At 38.1% G+C, this 14,525-nt stretch carries 27 protein-coding genes; 19 read left to right on the top strand and 8 right to left on the bottom strand.

What is annotated here, in order from left to right:
- Nucleotides 1–51 precede the first annotated feature (51 nt).
- The gene (locus AB5754_RS01180; RefSeq protein ID WP_368251216.1) at nt 52–1,179 is read right to left on the bottom strand and encodes a tyrosine-type recombinase/integrase; all 1,128 of its coding nucleotides are present in this window, start codon (nt 1,177–1,179) and stop codon (nt 52–54) included.
- Between the two features lie 192 nt (nt 1,180–1,371).
- Here AB5754_RS01180 and AB5754_RS01175 point away from each other — a divergent pair, with 192 nt between their 5' ends.
- Complete coding sequence (locus tag AB5754_RS01175) at nt 1,372–1,506, top strand: hypothetical protein (RefSeq protein ID WP_368251215.1); 135 nt, start codon at nt 1,372–1,374, stop codon at nt 1,504–1,506.
- Here AB5754_RS01175 and AB5754_RS01170 read toward each other — a convergent pair.
- The 4 genes from AB5754_RS01170 to AB5754_RS01155 form a co-directional block, all read right to left on the bottom strand.
- Nucleotides 1,499–2,134 carry a hypothetical protein gene (locus AB5754_RS01170; RefSeq protein ID WP_368251214.1) on the bottom strand — a complete coding sequence of 212 codons (636 nt, stop codon included), beginning with the start codon at nt 2,132–2,134 and terminating at the stop codon, nt 1,499–1,501. The genes AB5754_RS01175 and AB5754_RS01170 overlap by 8 nt on opposite strands.
- A 180-nt stretch (nt 2,135–2,314) precedes the next feature.
- Entirely contained in the window at nt 2,315–2,854 is a 540-nt protein-coding gene (locus AB5754_RS01165) for a PH domain-containing protein (RefSeq protein WP_368251213.1), read from the bottom strand.
- A gap of 134 nt (nt 2,855–2,988) precedes the next feature.
- Nucleotides 2,989–3,459: a toxin gene (locus AB5754_RS01160; RefSeq protein ID WP_368251212.1), complete on the bottom strand. Its 471-nt coding sequence runs from the start codon at nt 3,457–3,459 to the stop codon at nt 2,989–2,991.
- Nucleotides 3,452–3,958 carry a helix-turn-helix domain-containing protein gene (locus tag AB5754_RS01155; RefSeq protein ID WP_368251211.1) on the bottom strand — a complete coding sequence of 169 codons (507 nt, stop codon included), beginning with the start codon at nt 3,956–3,958 and terminating at the stop codon, nt 3,452–3,454. The genes AB5754_RS01160 and AB5754_RS01155 overlap by 8 nt, the downstream gene beginning before the upstream one ends.
- Before the next feature lie 135 nt (nt 3,959–4,093).
- Here AB5754_RS01155 and AB5754_RS01150 point away from each other — a divergent pair, with 135 nt between their 5' ends.
- Genes AB5754_RS01150 through AB5754_RS01140 form a run of 3 tightly spaced genes read left to right on the top strand, consistent with a single transcriptional unit; the run spans nt 4,094 to nt 4,866 of the window.
- A complete protein-coding gene (locus AB5754_RS01150) occupies nt 4,094–4,339 on the top strand; it encodes a helix-turn-helix domain-containing protein (protein ID WP_368251210.1) in 246 nt (81 codons plus the stop codon).
- A gap of 5 nt (nt 4,340–4,344) precedes the next feature.
- Nucleotides 4,345–4,725, top strand: a complete 381-nt coding sequence (locus AB5754_RS01145) for a hypothetical protein (protein ID WP_368251209.1) — start codon at nt 4,345–4,347, stop codon at nt 4,723–4,725.
- A gap of 12 nt (nt 4,726–4,737) precedes the next feature.
- The gene (locus AB5754_RS01140) at nt 4,738–4,866 is read left to right on the top strand and encodes a hypothetical protein (protein WP_368251208.1); all 129 of its coding nucleotides are present in this window, start codon (nt 4,738–4,740) and stop codon (nt 4,864–4,866) included.
- Between the two features lie 170 nt (nt 4,867–5,036).
- Here the strand turns inward: AB5754_RS01140 and AB5754_RS01135 are convergent, their stop codons facing one another.
- Nucleotides 5,037–5,870, bottom strand: coding sequence for an Abi-alpha family protein (locus AB5754_RS01135; protein WP_368251207.1), 834 nt, complete (start codon nt 5,868–5,870; stop codon nt 5,037–5,039).
- A 73-nt stretch (nt 5,871–5,943) separates the two neighbouring features.
- On the opposite strand from AB5754_RS01135, the gene AB5754_RS01130 reads away from it, so the two are divergent.
- The 7 genes from AB5754_RS01130 (at nt 5,944) to AB5754_RS01100 (ending at nt 9,567) form a co-directional block, all read left to right on the top strand.
- Nucleotides 5,944–6,663: a phage antirepressor KilAC domain-containing protein gene (locus AB5754_RS01130; RefSeq protein ID WP_368251206.1), complete on the top strand. Its 720-nt coding sequence runs from the start codon at nt 5,944–5,946 to the stop codon at nt 6,661–6,663.
- A gap of 12 nt (nt 6,664–6,675) precedes the next feature.
- Nucleotides 6,676–6,894 carry a hypothetical protein gene (locus AB5754_RS01125; RefSeq protein ID WP_368251205.1) on the top strand — a complete coding sequence of 73 codons (219 nt, stop codon included), beginning with the start codon at nt 6,676–6,678 and terminating at the stop codon, nt 6,892–6,894.
- Nucleotides 6,895–6,908: 14 nt separating this feature from the next.
- A complete protein-coding gene (locus tag AB5754_RS01120) occupies nt 6,909–7,052 on the top strand; it encodes a hypothetical protein (RefSeq protein ID WP_368251204.1) in 144 nt (47 codons plus the stop codon).
- A 110-nt stretch (nt 7,053–7,162) separates the two neighbouring features.
- On the top strand, nt 7,163–7,309 hold the full coding sequence (locus tag AB5754_RS01115; RefSeq protein WP_368251203.1) for a hypothetical protein: 147 nt from the start codon (nt 7,163–7,165) through the stop codon (nt 7,307–7,309).
- A complete protein-coding gene (locus AB5754_RS01110) occupies nt 7,281–8,006 on the top strand; it encodes an ERF family protein (protein ID WP_368251202.1) in 726 nt (241 codons plus the stop codon). The genes AB5754_RS01115 and AB5754_RS01110 overlap by 29 nt, the downstream gene beginning before the upstream one ends.
- Nucleotides 8,003–8,926, top strand: a complete 924-nt coding sequence (locus tag AB5754_RS01105) for a DUF1351 domain-containing protein (protein WP_368251201.1) — start codon at nt 8,003–8,005, stop codon at nt 8,924–8,926. Before AB5754_RS01110 ends, AB5754_RS01105 begins: the two co-directional genes overlap by 4 nt.
- Nucleotides 8,926–9,567, top strand: coding sequence for a putative HNHc nuclease (locus AB5754_RS01100; RefSeq protein WP_368251200.1), 642 nt, complete (start codon nt 8,926–8,928; stop codon nt 9,565–9,567). Before AB5754_RS01105 ends, AB5754_RS01100 begins: the two co-directional genes overlap by 1 nt.
- Nucleotides 9,568–9,582: 15 nt before the next feature.
- Here AB5754_RS01100 and AB5754_RS01095 read toward each other — a convergent pair whose 3' ends face one another.
- Nucleotides 9,583–9,771, bottom strand: coding sequence for a hypothetical protein (locus AB5754_RS01095; protein ID WP_368251199.1), 189 nt, complete (start codon nt 9,769–9,771; stop codon nt 9,583–9,585).
- A 68-nt stretch (nt 9,772–9,839) separates the two neighbouring features.
- Here AB5754_RS01095 and AB5754_RS01090 point away from each other — a divergent pair, with 68 nt between their 5' ends.
- The 4 genes from AB5754_RS01090 (at nt 9,840) to AB5754_RS01075 (ending at nt 12,470) form a co-directional block, all read left to right on the top strand.
- On the top strand, nt 9,840–10,868 hold the full coding sequence (locus AB5754_RS01090) for a phage replisome organizer N-terminal domain-containing protein (RefSeq protein ID WP_368251198.1): 1,029 nt from the start codon (nt 9,840–9,842) through the stop codon (nt 10,866–10,868).
- Nucleotides 10,865–11,431 carry a single-stranded DNA-binding protein gene (gene ssb, locus AB5754_RS01085; RefSeq protein ID WP_368251197.1) on the top strand — a complete coding sequence of 189 codons (567 nt, stop codon included), beginning with the start codon at nt 10,865–10,867 and terminating at the stop codon, nt 11,429–11,431. The genes AB5754_RS01090 and ssb overlap by 4 nt, the downstream gene beginning before the upstream one ends.
- 11 nt (nt 11,432–11,442) lie before the next feature.
- Nucleotides 11,443–12,183, top strand: a complete 741-nt coding sequence (locus tag AB5754_RS01080) for a hypothetical protein (protein WP_368251196.1) — start codon at nt 11,443–11,445, stop codon at nt 12,181–12,183.
- A gap of 149 nt (nt 12,184–12,332) precedes the next feature.
- Nucleotides 12,333–12,470, top strand: a complete 138-nt coding sequence (locus tag AB5754_RS01075) for a hypothetical protein (protein WP_368251195.1) — start codon at nt 12,333–12,335, stop codon at nt 12,468–12,470.
- On the opposite strand, the gene AB5754_RS01070 is transcribed toward AB5754_RS01075, so the two are convergent.
- Nucleotides 12,451–12,765 (bottom strand): hypothetical protein, encoded by a 315-nt coding sequence (locus AB5754_RS01070; protein ID WP_368251194.1) that lies wholly within the window; start codon nt 12,763–12,765, stop codon nt 12,451–12,453. The two genes, AB5754_RS01075 and AB5754_RS01070, sit on opposite strands and share 20 nt — an antisense overlap.
- A gap of 166 nt (nt 12,766–12,931) precedes the next feature.
- On the opposite strand from AB5754_RS01070, the gene AB5754_RS01065 reads away from it, so the two are divergent.
- The 4 genes from AB5754_RS01065 to AB5754_RS01050 all read left to right on the top strand — a co-directional run.
- Nucleotides 12,932–13,129 (top strand): helix-turn-helix domain-containing protein, encoded by a 198-nt coding sequence (locus AB5754_RS01065; protein ID WP_368251193.1) that lies wholly within the window; start codon nt 12,932–12,934, stop codon nt 13,127–13,129.
- A 92-nt stretch (nt 13,130–13,221) separates the two neighbouring features.
- Entirely contained in the window at nt 13,222–13,722 is a 501-nt protein-coding gene (locus tag AB5754_RS01060; protein WP_368251192.1) for a hypothetical protein, read from the top strand.
- Between the two features lie 153 nt (nt 13,723–13,875).
- Nucleotides 13,876–14,055, top strand: a complete 180-nt coding sequence (locus tag AB5754_RS01055; RefSeq protein ID WP_368251191.1) for a hypothetical protein — start codon at nt 13,876–13,878, stop codon at nt 14,053–14,055.
- A 78-nt stretch (nt 14,056–14,133) separates the two neighbouring features.
- Nucleotides 14,134–14,525, top strand: a 392-nt coding sequence (locus tag AB5754_RS01050) for a terminase small subunit (RefSeq protein ID WP_368259438.1), incomplete at its 3' end; no start/stop codon positions are given.

The following is a 14,525-nucleotide window of genomic DNA, read 5'->3' as shown; positions in this document are numbered from 1 at the left end:
CTTCAAAAAAGAGGCTTTTGAATCTCAATAAGGCAGAAATAAGGCAGACTCCTACAAAAAGTCCAGTTTTGAACTCAATTTTTCCTTTGCTTTCTTAGTGACATGGGTATAAATTTGCTGAGTAATTTTGCTATCCTCATGCCCAACTCGCTCCTGAATGACATACATGGGTACCCCAAGTTCGGCTAATTTAGAAATGTGAGTATGCCGAAAAATATGGGAAGTTAATGGCTTGTCTTCAGCGATACCCATTCGTTCTTTGTGTAGCCGTAAAAAACTATTTACTGCAGAGATAGCTATTGGCGTACCGTGAGAAGTTTGGAAAAGAAAGGAACCATCCGGATTCATTTCTAGTGCTTCGTTGTAGATTTCTACGGATCTTTTTGATAAGACGATATCCCGGAAGCCGGCATCTGTTTTCGGACGATCTGATTTTTTCACGTCTGCAATTTTTCGTTCTCGATACAATAGAGTACCATCGACTCTGGCAACAAATTCCCCATCTTCTTCAAAGATATCTGTTTTCTGATGGGCAATTCCTTCACCACAACGTTCCCCGGTCTGATAGAGCCATTCAAATAGTAGGGCATAGCGTTTATTCTTTTTTTGCGTGTATGCTAGCAAAGACTCTATCTCATCATCATCAAGAAATTTATCCTTAACTTTTGAGCCGCCATTTTCTCTTTTGAAAGCTAACTCGACAGATTCTACTGGATTGGTTTCGATATAGCCTTTTCGCTTGGCATATTTCATCATTAAGTTGAGCTTTGATTTAATTGTATTGACATAGCGATTGGTTAATTTTTTTTCGTAGAGGTAACTTTCTAAGATATCATTCAGTAGCACATAATCAATCTTAGATACAAGGGCGTCTTCTCCGATATCCTGGATAGGGGCTTTTAACATATTTTTGGTAGGAAGGTAAGTCCCTTCAGACACTTGTTGCTGGTATATGTTATACCACTCTTTATACAGTTGTTTTAACGTTAGGTCTGGCTTTTTCAACTGAACTTGGTTTAGCTTATCCGCTATTTTATTATTAAGTTGGTAAGCAGCTTCTTTTTGGGTCTGCCTAGACTTATTGTTTTTGCTGATAGACACTCGTTTCTGTTTTCCAGAGTAGGGATCTGTGTAACGTTCGTAAAATACATATCGAATCTTGCCATCTTTTGTTTTCATTTCTTGCAACCACATTGTTCATTCCTCCTATTTTCTGGTAAAATAGGCATAGTTAAATAAGCCTATCTTAGGGTTATTTATGTGATGGCACATCCACTAGCTTGCCGGCAGGGGGGATGTGCCTATTTTTTATTATTGCTGTTGATGATATAATTGGTTGTGTTAAGACCAACCAATTAGGAGGCGCTTATTATGGTTCAGGAAATTTTCCAGAGAATAACAGAACTTCCAGAATTTAAATTATTTGTTGATTATTGGTACGTCTGGATTTTTATTATTGCCTTGTTAATTGGGGTAGATGCTATATTAAATAGAAAATCTAAGTAAGAGTCGAAGAAATAAATTGGATTCCTAAATTGGAAATTTTGTAACCCATGTTTTGCTTACCTATCTCACCTAGCACAATGGATCCAATAGTCTTTTCTAATAGTCCAAAATCAGCTAATCTATTTAAACTACCGTCAATTAATTCTTGCGAATACCCAACCATACTGATATTTCCTAAAAAGTTTTCATTTCCACGGTTCATTAAATATGCTAGTAATTGAATCTCAATCGATGTTAACTGGTTGAGTACAAGAAGAAAATATTCCTCACTATCCCATGAAGTGTTGTTAATTCGAAGTAAACAATTCTTATAAAGATTCCTGTACATCTCTATTTTATTTTGTGCTTTTGATTTTTCTATTTCGTCATTTATTCCTTCAAATATACCAATGAGCTGGTCCTTATTCTCTAAATTAAAAACATCTTCTGGAATTTGATCCCGAATACATTCCAAGTCTTCATTTAAATTTTCATAGAATTTCTCTACACGTCTAAAGCGTTTCTCGTTTTTAGATCCAAAATAAAGCGACTGTACAACACCACCAATATACGGAATTGCCCCGATACCACCTTCAACAATTAAATCAAAATAATCTTTTTTTCTTAGTTTTTCATTGTTATCGTTCATAAATCCACCTCGTTTTTTGATTATTCCCCGATCAGAGCTCCAACTCTGGTCGGGGTATTTTTTATTTGCTGCGTTATAGGTTACTTTGATTATTTTCTTTGTTACAAGGTAAGGGCCTATTTATGTTTTTTGCTAGAGGCATCCTGTACTCGCTAAAGTCAGGGGATGCGTCTATTTTATTTATTGATTTATCTTGATTCTATTTTCAATTGCTAGCTGCATTAAAAAGCGATATAAATCGGTAACATCTTGTTTCTTAGGAAATTCAAAGTGATGGGATTCTAAAGTTGTTTGCAATGATTTTTTAAACGGATTTGCCATGTAAGTAATATACATATCTGTATCATCGAAACCAAATCCAGCAGCAGTGTATTTCACATCAACAATACTATCTAAATAAATTTGAGTTATAGCTTTCTTTTGACCGGTCACACCTTGAACATCAATAAAAATAATCCGATAATTTGTTAAAATTAATTCGTCTCTGACAAGCTTATAGCCGGAAACAATTTCTTCCGAATCAACTAAAAAATCGCCCCACTTCGCCATAATTTTTTTAGCATCTTGTGAAGAATAGTTTCCCAACATACCTTGAAGAACATTTCCATTATCAGCGCCAGAGGTCATTTCATCTACGCTCTTAGATAATTGTTCCCCTTTGTCTTGCACTGTTCTTGCAGCAGAATCTACTACCTTGTTTAAACCATCTAACAAACCCATTCTCTTTCCTCCAAATAAATGTATTCACTCCCATTTAATGGCAGGTAGTGTTAGTCGCCAAATTACCTCTTTGATGTATTATAGATGGAAAATAAGTTAAACCCTGGTAAGAGTTGAATCGCTGGTTAGTTTTTTTATTGTAATCCAGTATTCAATACTGTCACTGAATATTCATTGAAGCGTAAGATGCAGCCGTTGTGCAGATGAACTTGTCCGTATTTGGAAGAGTAGTGCTTGATAGCAGCTTCCAAAGTTACCGGGGAGACCTCTAGAAACTCAGCGCATTCGTATTTTCCAATGCTACCAGAAAAGGCGCATTCGATGAGTTTATTTAAAGGAACCAGCGCTTCTAATGCCATACGTCTTGCGGTGGCTTCTTGCTTTCGACTTTCAAAATCTTTGTAATTTATAATGTCACCAACAGAAGTTTTGTGGTGGAAGTATTCTTCAACCAGTATTTCCTTTTTGGCAAGTGTATTAAGATTTTTTTCGAGATAAATTCGCCCATCACGATATAGTCCTTCATATCCATCTTCTCTCAAAGAACCTTCGACAACTGGGACTTCCTGAAATATATTACTCAAAATAACTTCATAATCATTCATCAAAAGGACCTCTTTTTTCGGCCTCTTTTGCTTTTAGTCGTTTTTGTTGTTCATCAAATTTACGATCCATTTCATCCAGTTTGGACATCAAGCGAGCTTTGTCTTCCGGTGAGGCAGTTTCTGTTTCATCAACCCGGTGGGCGGCGAGGGTGTGGATTTCATTTTGTTCTGGATAGGTCACCACATTATTTTGTGATTTGAGTTTAAAGTCTGCGAACTCAATTACTTCATTTTGACGAGGCTTATCGAGTTTTCTAAATATCGTATTCAGCTTATCCTCATTTGAATCAGCTTCAAGTCCTAATAGATACTCTTGAGAGATACCTAGTGCATTAGCAAATTCCTCAGCTCTATTTAGAGGGAATTCTCGAGTTTTATTAAAGTATCGTGAGACAGCTGATTTAGCCATGCCTACTCGTCGAGCTATTTCAGAAATAGAAATGTTTTGTTCGTCTTTTAGTTGAGTTAATAGTTGAATTATTTCATCATTTGTTCTCATAACGTCACCTCCGGATAATCTGTTTGATGAATAAATTATATCACCGTTCCCAAAAGTATACAAGAATAAATGTTGACAAATGGGAACGGTGAGTTTATATTATAAGTGTACCCGAAAGAGAACGGAGGTGTGGTAATGGCATTAAACCTTGAAAAAATTAAAGAAACGCGGGTAGAAAAAGGTATTACACAAGATGAAATGGCAAGGAAATTAGGTTGGAAGACACGAACACCGTATGCAAAGAGAGAAAATGGATTTGTAGACATAGGTGCTGATGAATTGCAAAGAATTGGAGAAGTTCTTGGATATGGAAAAGATCAGCTTGGAATTTTTTTTACTTTCGATGTACCCGAAAGAGAACGAAAAAAGAAGAGGACGTGAGGTAATTGGAAGAAAAAATCACGATGACTAAAGCTGAGTTGCAAGTAATGCTGAATCAAGCAGCTCAATATGGACAATCGAAAAAAGTAGTTCAGTCCGAAAGGTTTAATGTAAACACTCTGTTTAATGAGGAAGGAAAGCATCTGAAACGGACAGTAGAGGAGTTACAGCTTTCGAGTGGTCACTTTGTAGAGGAACGTTGGGGAATCCAAACAGAAATAAAAGAATGGCGAGTTCACGATCAGATTCGAAAACTAGTGTTGATGGCATTTTTCGCAAAGTACAACACGGAAATTCCTATTGAAAAGAGAAAACAAGCTCAGCAACTATATTCAGACATAGCACATACTTTCTTGGAAGTTTTTCAGGAATCTTGTGGAATTTAGGAGGAAAAATAATTGGAAATAACGATCAAAGGAACCCCAGAAGAACTAAAAAAAGTGCTCCAAGCTATTGCGAGTAGCCAGGAGCAACCTAAATTCAAAAGTGATCTAAGAATTAATGGAGATAAGGTTTATCCGAATTAAAGCAAGAAAGAATTTTTTATTGCTTTACAAGTGACAAAAAGGAGATGCAAATACGATGTTTATATTTTATTTGGTCATAACTTTAATATTTCAAATCGTGCTATTCAGACTACTTTGGGAACAATTATTGAAAGAACTAATGGATTTCGAAAATCGTATAGATGAAAAGATTAGTCTTTATGACAAACTAAATCGGCTAGAGAACGACCGAGAGAAGTGAGTGAGTAAACAGTCGTTTCTTGCGTGGTAATTCGGTTATACCTATAGTTTGAAAATCTATCTAGTAAATCTTTCAACCAGTCGTTAGTTTTGAAAGAATTTTCTTCAATCGTTTGTATAAGAACGTGTGAATCTTGAGAGAAATCCTGAAAAATCAATCCTTTAGATTTCAAGAATAGAAATGAGTTTTCAATGTCATCCAGAACAATATTATCTTTTAATAAAGAAGGCCAATTATCCGATGGCCGATGGTATCCCTCCTCATAGTCTCCTGTTATTTTGTAATAGTTCATTTTTGATCGAAGCCTATATCTTTCATCAGAAAAAGCAGGATTTGAATGTGTTATTTGATTTTCAAATAAGTAGTTCCTGTTGAAAAAATAATTTAATAGGTGTGCATCATCTTCCGACATTTCAGAGAGAATAGATGAATATACGGGATTAATTTCTGAACGATTGTCGACAGTGCCAGCAATCAGTTTGGCAAAGAATTCAACTAAAATTTCGCTGTCTAGTTGGTATCGAGAATCTTCAAAAGCTTTGAGAGTTAAACCTAATTTTTCGGGGGTACGATTTTTTTCTGGAATTAAACTTAGTTCTATTTCGGTTCTTGTTTTTAGGTTTTCTAATTGAATAGGTCGAATAACACCATATTCTATCGGTTTTTGAAAGACCCATTGAATAATACCACCAAGTGCCTTACTTAGCGGAATCAATGTTGGTTCAAGAATATTGCTTACTGTATCTTTTGACAATGGCAGATCCATATTAATTTTAAAATCCATAACTAATCTCCTATCGGTTATTTCAGCAAGTAATCTGCTGATAACAAAATTATATCAGAAAGGAATGAACTGAATGAACGAACTAATCAAAGTAACAACCAATGAAAATGATGAGCAGTTAGTTAGCGCAAGAGAGCTTCACAAAGCTTTAGATTTAAAAATACGATTCAGTCTTTGGTGGGAAAAGAACAATGATGGACTACTCGATGGTGAAGATTTTACAAGTGTATCCACAGATACGGTTGTAAATAACGGGGCCGTTCGACGGTTACAAGATTATGCCTTGACATTAGACTCAGCCAAACATTTAGCCATGCAAAGTAAAACTGAAAAAGGCCGAGAAGTGAGAGCTTATTTCATCAAAATAGAAAAGGCATGGAACAATCCAGAAATGGTTGTCCAACGCGCTCTTCAAATCCAGACTCGCAAAGTTGAAGCTTTGCAACTAGAAAATGCTGAACTTAAACCAAAAGCGCTCTTTGCCGATGCAGTGGATGCCAGTAAGACTTCAATCCTAATTGGAGACTTGGCCAAGCTCATTAAACAAAATGGTGTGGATATCGGACAAAATCGGCTTTTTGAGTGGTTACGTCAAAATGGATTTTTGATTTCGAGAAAAGGTGAGAGCTACAATATGCCCACACAGCGCTCTGCCGAAATGGGATTGATTGAGATTAAGGAGCGGACTCACAACAACCCAGACGGCAGTATTCGAATTAGTCGAACTCCTAAGGTAACTGGAAAAGGGCAAGTGTATTTCGTCAATAAGTTTTTGGCTGAGCGAACAGCCTAAGGAGGACTGAACATGAACGAGAATATACTGACTAAAAAAGAGTTCAAAGAGAAGATGGGATATTCAGAATCCACGTATAGTCGCCGTATGAAAAAGTTTAAGGTTCCAAAGTATCTGACTCAGGACGGATATATCATGGTGACTAAAAGTGAAGTTTACATCAATACGGAAATTTATGACCAGTTTTTGCGTGATGAATCAGCGAAGAGGTTGCACTACCAACGTATTTGAGGGGAGAGAAAACAATGAAGAAAATATGGTTAGCAGCTTTGGCGGAAGATCGTCGGATAAATGCTAGACGAGTTCAAGCTATTTGTTATCTCAGTTTAACGGCTAATTTTTTAGCAGTAGCCTTACTGACAGCAATTTTGCTTAAGCATTTATTTTAGGAGGCATAATCTTGATTACAAACAAAAAAACTGACTCCGCCGGCAAGCAATGAGTCAGTCAACTAAGTTAAATTCATGCTTATTTTAGCATGGATAGAAGGAGAAATCGAGTGAATAGAGCAGAAGCGTTAGCAAAATATAAAGAACTTGCTGATGAATGGTGGCGCCAACGTGCCCCAATTATCAAAGCTCAACAAAATATCGACCGTATGAAAGCGAGGGCTAACGATGACCGAAACAGCAGAAACGCCAGTTGAACAGAAAAACTTGATGCAAAAATTGTCAGAAATTATGGCTGTAATTGAACGAATTCCTAAAAGAGGGCACAATAACTTTCACGATTACGACTATGCGCTGGAGAGCGATATCAAGGATGTCGTTCGTAAAGAATTATCTAGTCGCAATATCATGATGATATCACACGAACTTAGTCGTACGGCTACACCGGTGACTACAAAAAAAGGCTCTCAAGAACAAATTATTACTTTGGAGATTGAATACACGCTGATTGATGCAGATTCCGGTGAAACTACAAAATTTGTAGGCTACGGAGATGGTCAGGATGCTGGGGACAAAGCTGTGTATAAAGCAAAAACGGGAGCGCTTAAATACGCGTTAACCTCTCTCTTTTTGATTCCCACGGGCGATGATCCGGAAACAGATGGTCAGTCATTGCAGCCAAAATATATTCCAGAAGATAAGGTGCAATACCTTCGAGACAGAGTAGAAGAAACTGCCAATATAGGGCGAGTATCAGCTTCGTCACTGGTTGGTTACCTTAAAAATACTTTAAAAGTGAGTGTAGATTTTACCAAATTTGATCAGGAAACATTTGATGCAGCTGTCATGATTTTAGCAGAATGTCGTAAAGAATATGAAAGACAGAATCAAATTAGACAAAATCAGCAAACACAGCCGCAAAACAACAGAATGCAATGGGGGTCCGTACAATGAATGAACTAATGATAGTGACAGAATTTGAAGTCCAATATGAACCGAGTGTGATTTCAGTTAAAAATGAGGACAAACTAACGGAAATGGTGGAGAAGACAGCCGCACATTACAAATCACTCGTCTTTTCCGATGAAAATATCCTTGAAGCCAAACAGGCTAGAAAAGAACTCAATGACATCACCAAGATGATTGATGACCAAAGAAAAGCTGTTAAGAACGGCTATTCTGCACCCTTGAATGAATTTGAAGGTAAGATGAAGAAGCTGACCGGTACCATCAAAGAAGTTTCCGACAACATCAATGCTGGTATCAAAGATTTTGATGAGCGGGAACAGCAAAAACGTGCTGAAGAGTTAGACCAGAAAATCGCTGAGATTGCCGAAGCCAAGGGCGTGCCTTTTGAAATGATTCCAGTGCAGCCTAGTTGGACTAATAAGACTGGATTTCTTGGTAAGAAGATGTTGGAGGAAATTGAATCGGCTGTCGATATCGCCTGGAAGGAATTGGAACGAATCGCTGGCGACAAGAAAGTAATCGGCTCTTATGCCACTATCAAAGGCTTAGAACCTGATAGCTGGATGGGAATGGTGGAACAAGGTCATTCTGCGGCTGAATTGATGCCTTTGATTGATAAGGCGGCCGAGGAAAAGGCAAACCGTTTAGCCAAGGAAGAACAGGAACGCAAGGCCAAAGAAGAATACGATGCTGCTATTGCTCAAATGGAACTCGAAAAACAAGAACAAGTCGGTGAAGTGGTGATTGACCGGGAAACTGGCGAAATTGTTGATGAAGCACCTAGACAAGTTCCGGAGGTTGAAACCCAGACCGTTATTCTCCAATTAACAGGAACTATTCACCAGTTCCAAGCATTAAACCAGAAAATCGTTGAGCTTGGGATTGCTGTTAAAGAGGTGGGCTGATGTTTGGGACCATCATGGCCATCGATGGCAAGATGGTCACGCTCAAGTTAGATGAAACATTGAATGCCGATTACTTGGACCTGTTAGCCCATGGTGGTCAAAATCATGTGGACATTCGCCTGATTGATAACCGGGGAATTACTGGCAAACAAAATAAGGTGGCCCACGCTCTTATTGGCGATGTAGCCACCTGGTCGGGTGATTATCCGATTTTGGTAGAGCAGTATCTCAAATACTACTTTATGGCCGAATCCGGTTATTGGTTTTCTCATGCAAGTGCCACACGGTCTCAGGCGAGGGAATGGATTGATTTTTTGATTGAGTTTGTTCTTGCAAATGATGTCCCGTTGCCGAAGCGATATGAGTATCTGACTCAGAACACGAGCTGGTTTTACTACTGCCTCAAATATCGGAAGTGCTGTATTTGCGGGAAACATGCCGACGTAGCTCACGTGGAAACGGTCGGCATGGGTAGAAATCGGCAAGAGATTGATCATAGTGACCATCGGTTTATGGCTCTGTGCCGGAAACATCATACTGAACAACATACAATCGGAATTCAGCTCTTTTTGAAGTTGTACCAGATAATCCCGGTTTACTTGGATTATGAGGAACGGAAAAAACTGCATATAGGGGGATAAAAAAAGAACAGGAAGTTAATCCTGTTCCAAAATATCGTCTAGTCCCTTAAGAATGACTTTTGATTTGCTAAATTCGATGCTACTGATACTTCCTGTAATAGGAATTAAGCTATCTTCCATCGGAGAATCAGCTTCAATCAATAATTCCACTTCAAGATTTTCATCAAGGTTTTGTAAATGGTTTATTAATTCTTTGACTTTCATATAATCACTACTTTCTAGTTTTTGTTAATTATAACCCGATTTAAAAAAAGAATGAAAGGAGAATATTTTTGGCAGACAACAAGAAATATTATTACCTCAAATTAAAAGATAATTTCTTCGACAGTGATGAAATGGTCGTTTTAGAAAGCATGCCGGATGGCTATATTTACACTAATATTCTTTTGAAGCTTTATCTGAGAAGCCTAAAGTATGACGGCCGTTTGATGTTTAATGACCGAATACCATTTAACTCAACAATGTTGGCTCAAATTACTCGCTGTAGTGTTGGTGATGTTGAACGGGCAGTAAAGATATTTGAGCAGTTGAATCTTATTGAAGTGCTGGATAATGGAGCAATTTATATGCTAGAAATCCAAAATTTCATTGGAGAGTCTAGCACGGAAGCAGACCGAAAAAGAGCCCTGAGAAATAAGATTGATCAAGAGAAAAATTTTCTCCTGTTACAAAATGACCAAAAGACAAATGTCGGACAAACGTCGGGACAAATGTCCGACAAACGAGACAAGTCGCTTGTTGAAAATGCTGATAAATCAACATTTATAGAGGGTGGCGGACAAATGTCCGACAAATGTCAACCAGAGTTAGAGATAGAGTTAGAGAAAGAGTTAGAGATAAAGAAAGATATATTGTCGGGTAGACCCGACTACATGCCGGCAATCAAAGAAATAATTGATTATCTCAACAAAAAAACCAGCTCAAACTATCGACCAAGTACAAAAGCAACACAGACTAAGATCAAGGCTAGATTAGCCGAGGGGTTCAACGTGGATGACTTTAAGCGAGTTATCGATATTAAATGCGCTGAATGGCTCAACGACGCTAATATGTCTCAATATCTTCGGCCGGAGACGTTGTTTGGTACGAAATTCGAAAGTTATAGCCAACAAAAAGGCCCAGCTGCTAAAAAGCAAATAACCCAGAGCTATCAAGGGTACCAGCGTCCGCAGAAAACAGAAGTACTGACAGACTGGGAGTCATTGGCTCAATCAGCTCAACGAACCCCTGAGGAACAAGCTGCACTGGATGAGGAATTGGATCGTCAATTACAGGAATTCTACAAGGAGGAACCTAAATGATTAACAACGTGGTACTAGTCGGGAGATTGACCAAATCTCCTGACCTCAAATATACAGGTAGTGGCCAAGCCGTCGTTTCCTTTACCCTTGCTGTAAATCGGAATTTCACTAACCAAAATGGAGAACGTGAAGCAGATTTCATCAACTGTGTAATCTGGCGCAAGGCCGCTGAAAATATGGCGAATTACGCTAAGAAAGGGAGTTTACTAGCTATTACTGGCCGAATCCAGACAAGAAACTACGAAAACCAGCAAGGCCAACGTGTCTATGTGACTGAGGTAGTAGCGGATAACTTTCAACTTTTGGAGTCTCGTCAGCAGTCTCAAAACCGTGGTAACGAGATGCAGAACGCCTTCAATCAGGCATCAAATAGTCGCAATCAAGCCCCAGCCTATAACAATAGTGCGCCAAATATGCCGCAAAGCAACGCATCTACACAGCCGAATATTCCTGGAATGGATGCATATGGAAATACGACTGCAGGGATGCCAAATTTTGGCCGTGATCCGTTTGCTAATCAAGGTACTAACCTTGATATCAGCGATGATGATTTGCCGTTTTGAGGTGAGAAATTTTGAGAAAACGAAATAAAACACTTGCCCAGCGTAAAGCTTGGGATGAGATTTTAAAGCTGACCAATGAACATGACATCCGAACAAATATGGAAATAGAGCGCCAAGTGCATGAACTGGTGAAAATTGCAGAAACGCCAGAAAAAATTGAGGAACCGGTGAAGAAAGCAAAATCGAAACCAGAAATACCGGTAGAGTTAGCGGATAAAATTTCAATGAAATATGTCCAAGGTATGTCAATACTCGCCATCCAAAAAGAGACGGAAATCCAGAAACCACGAATACAACAATTGATTGCTAACCGTGATTTAAAGCCAAAGCGTGATGGCTATCGAGTTTTTGGCATCGTTGGCAATTGGGACGTGGATAAAATGCTGGAGCTGCGCAAGCAATACGCGGAAGGCGAAGTGATAGGGCCATATCTTGCTAAAGCCAATATCCCATACAAGTTTTTTGTTAGCTATGCCTGCACCAAGGAGATTTTTGAAGCTAGGGAACGGGCAGTGAATAAGCGTCGGAAGCAAGCTTTGATGGAAAAAGCAAAGATAAATTCTTGGCCAATGATACAAATTGTTTTTCCGTTCGGGGAGCCAAGAAAGGTTAAAGGTGTTGGCAAAGCGGCGAAAGTCGCTAATTGCAGTACCGGGACAGTGCGAACCAGTATCAAAACTGGTCAAGAAGTTAAGTGGGGTCCTGCTGCAGGAATCCGGTTCAAAATTCTGGAAAATGATAGCGGTGGATAGGGTTAATTGAGGTGAGAATATGACAGCTGAAACTATCGAAACACTTCGCCAGATATTGTTCTGGCTGAGCCAAAAATTTCCGCAGTGGTAGGAACTGTGGCCGCATTTATTGAATTATTTAGCAAATTACGGATGAGGGAGGGAAAATAATGATAAATAAAAATGTTGATGTCGAAATAACAAACATAGATGAATTAAAAAAACTGATTGCATTAGCGCAAAGCCAAAGCAATCAGCTCAAGGAAACACTAGATAAAATTGAAAATTTTAAAATCCAAGTTGTCTAGCAGTCCATTCTTCTGCAGCTTTAGTTTTCATTTTGTTCCATGACTCAAATTGAGTATTTTCGTTAACAAAAGAATCTAAATCTGCTTCATCAATTGATTCCATATCCGAAAAATCAAAACCTGATTTTTCTACAAACTCATCGATGATAGAGAAATCAGTATAACGATTCATAAATTTTTTCGTAAATAAATCGTTAAACGATACTGAATGGGAACCGTTTAAGGAGCTAGCGCTTTGCTCCATTTGTTTCAACCTTTTCTGAAGTTGATCTAATCCTTGAATCTTTACCCCCATATTTTTACCTCCTATTAAAAATTTGAATAATGCTCAGTTGGTATGGGTCATTACTCAATATTATGATAGCACAATATACAGAGTTTGTTATTACATTAACACTACATGTTGTATTAATTGCGTTTCGATTATTACGAATGTGTGTTCTTAGAAAGGTAGATGGAATATGTGGAATATAGTACAACATCTATTAATTGAAAAAGAGCTATCTCAATCTGAGCTAGCTAAAAAAATGAATGTTTCAACTGGAACAATTACAGAATTGAAAAAGGGAAGGATAAAAAAACCCAGTTTTGAACTGATTGAGAAGATAGCTGACGCTTTGGATGTAAGTATGGATATCTTCAGAAAGTCTAGTAAATAAACATTTTCGAGTGAAAATATTTTTAAATATGCGAATATCACCGGTTTATCAGCTTTTTTCGAGTGATATTCGCTTGATGGGGGAATAGTCTGTTGAAAGAAGTTATGGAATATGAATGGTCTGATAGCCAATTAAATGAATTAGCTGATAAAGTAACCAATCGATTGATGTCTGCCCAGGAAAAGAAACGAAAAAAAATCAGAGACAATGCATACCACAATACGGGCTTGCTTCTTAGAAAATATACGTTACTGAAGAAGCATTGCGAAATTGTTGACCAGGAATTAGCAGAAGAGTTTATGTCAATGTGGAATGATTGGCGATTCAGCCTGGATAGCTTACTCGAGCACAAAGCCAAGACGGCGAAATTGATGAAACATGTGGATTACGCCTTAGAAGTCTTGAAAGCTGAAGATCAACGGGCCTATGATGTAATCTACATGAAGTATTTGCTACCACGAGGTTTTACCGATGAGTTTATTGCTGGAAAATATAACGTGGATCGTACTACAGTGGGGCGATGGCTCAAGTCGGGTCAGCAACAATTATCTGTGATACTGTTTGGAATTGATGTGGTTGTTGACTGTTTCTGATGCACGTTTTGCGCACCACAATGCAACATGAAAAATGGTAATATGTTAGAGTAAAATTATTGCAAACGATTACCGAAAAGTGATTGATTAAATTTATGTTTCTGCTATACTTCTTTTGAAATTATTAAAAAAAGTAGGAAGGAGGAAGATATCTTGGATCAAAAACAACGACAAGAAAAACTCGATGAGATTTATCTTACCAAACAGGTTTGTCCGTCTTGTAGCAAAAATGAGTTTCTAGCTTTACGGCAAGCTCCAGAATATGGACGGTGTCTTGAGTGTTCATTTGACAACGAACTTGAGGGTATGGAAAAGCTTGGATTGAACAAATAAAAGGGTGCCCGCTTGGTCGGGCGTCTTTTTTTTACATAGGCTTCAAAATAGTTTATCAAGAAACGAGGTGGTGAAAATGTGGAGAAATGGGAACTGGCTTATCAAGATTATGTAAACGGCATGAAGTATAAGGATATCGCCGAGAAGTACGAGGTATCCATCAATACTGTTAAATCTTGGAAGTCTCGTAAATGGGGTGCACCACCTGAAAAAAGGTTGCACACAAAAACAAAAAAGGTTGCAACCAAGAAAAAGGTGCAACCAGTAATAGAAAATGATGACCTGACGGAGCAGCAGAAGTTGTTCTGTCTTCTTTATATCCAATACTTTAATGCTACCAAGGCTTATCAGGAAGCTTATAGAGTTGACTACAAGACCGCTAACTCAGCAGGACCTAGGATGTTGGTAAATGTTAGTATTAAAGAGGAGTTGCATCGGCTTAAGGCGGAGTTACAACAAGATATCTATGC

This window comes from Enterococcus sp. 2201sp1_2201st1_C11_2201SCRN_220225, from assembly GCF_040925905.1.
Taxonomy (GTDB): domain Bacteria; phylum Bacillota; class Bacilli; order Lactobacillales; family Enterococcaceae; genus Enterococcus_C; species Enterococcus_C asini_A.
Note: the sequence above shows the minus strand (reverse complement) of the source record. Positions and strands in the feature narration are given on the sequence as shown.

Coding starts and splice junctions, on each gene's coding strand:
- AB5754_RS01180 (WP_368251216.1), bottom strand. CDS start 1,179: ATGAAAACAAAAGATGGCAAGATTCGATATGTATTTTACGAACGTTAC.
- AB5754_RS01175 (WP_368251215.1), top strand. CDS start 1,372: ATGGTTCAGGAAATTTTCCAGAGAATAACAGAACTTCCAGAATTTAAA.
- AB5754_RS01170 (WP_368251214.1), bottom strand. CDS start 2,134: ATGAACGATAACAATGAAAAACTAAGAAAAAAAGATTATTTTGATTTA.
- AB5754_RS01165 (WP_368251213.1), bottom strand. CDS start 2,854: ATGGGTTTGTTAGATGGTTTAAACAAGGTAGTAGATTCTGCTGCAAGA.
- AB5754_RS01160 (WP_368251212.1), bottom strand. CDS start 3,459: ATGAATGATTATGAAGTTATTTTGAGTAATATATTTCAGGAAGTCCCA.
- AB5754_RS01155 (WP_368251211.1), bottom strand. CDS start 3,958: ATGAGAACAAATGATGAAATAATTCAACTATTAACTCAACTAAAAGAC.
- AB5754_RS01150 (WP_368251210.1), top strand. CDS start 4,094: ATGGCATTAAACCTTGAAAAAATTAAAGAAACGCGGGTAGAAAAAGGT.
- AB5754_RS01135 (WP_368251207.1), bottom strand. CDS start 5,870: ATGGATTTTAAAATTAATATGGATCTGCCATTGTCAAAAGATACAGTA.
- AB5754_RS01130 (WP_368251206.1), top strand. CDS start 5,944: ATGAACGAACTAATCAAAGTAACAACCAATGAAAATGATGAGCAGTTA.
- AB5754_RS01125 (WP_368251205.1), top strand. CDS start 6,676: ATGAACGAGAATATACTGACTAAAAAAGAGTTCAAAGAGAAGATGGGA.
- AB5754_RS01120 (WP_368251204.1), top strand. CDS start 6,909: ATGAAGAAAATATGGTTAGCAGCTTTGGCGGAAGATCGTCGGATAAAT.
- AB5754_RS01110 (WP_368251202.1), top strand. CDS start 7,281: ATGACCGAAACAGCAGAAACGCCAGTTGAACAGAAAAACTTGATGCAA.
- AB5754_RS01105 (WP_368251201.1), top strand. CDS start 8,003: ATGAATGAACTAATGATAGTGACAGAATTTGAAGTCCAATATGAACCG.
- AB5754_RS01100 (WP_368251200.1), top strand. CDS start 8,926: ATGTTTGGGACCATCATGGCCATCGATGGCAAGATGGTCACGCTCAAG.
- AB5754_RS01095 (WP_368251199.1), bottom strand. CDS start 9,771: ATGAAAGTCAAAGAATTAATAAACCATTTACAAAACCTTGATGAAAAT.
- ssb (WP_368251197.1), top strand. CDS start 10,865: ATGATTAACAACGTGGTACTAGTCGGGAGATTGACCAAATCTCCTGAC.
- AB5754_RS01075 (WP_368251195.1), top strand. CDS start 12,333: ATGATAAATAAAAATGTTGATGTCGAAATAACAAACATAGATGAATTA.
- AB5754_RS01070 (WP_368251194.1), bottom strand. CDS start 12,765: ATGGGGGTAAAGATTCAAGGATTAGATCAACTTCAGAAAAGGTTGAAA.
- AB5754_RS01065 (WP_368251193.1), top strand. CDS start 12,932: ATGTGGAATATAGTACAACATCTATTAATTGAAAAAGAGCTATCTCAA.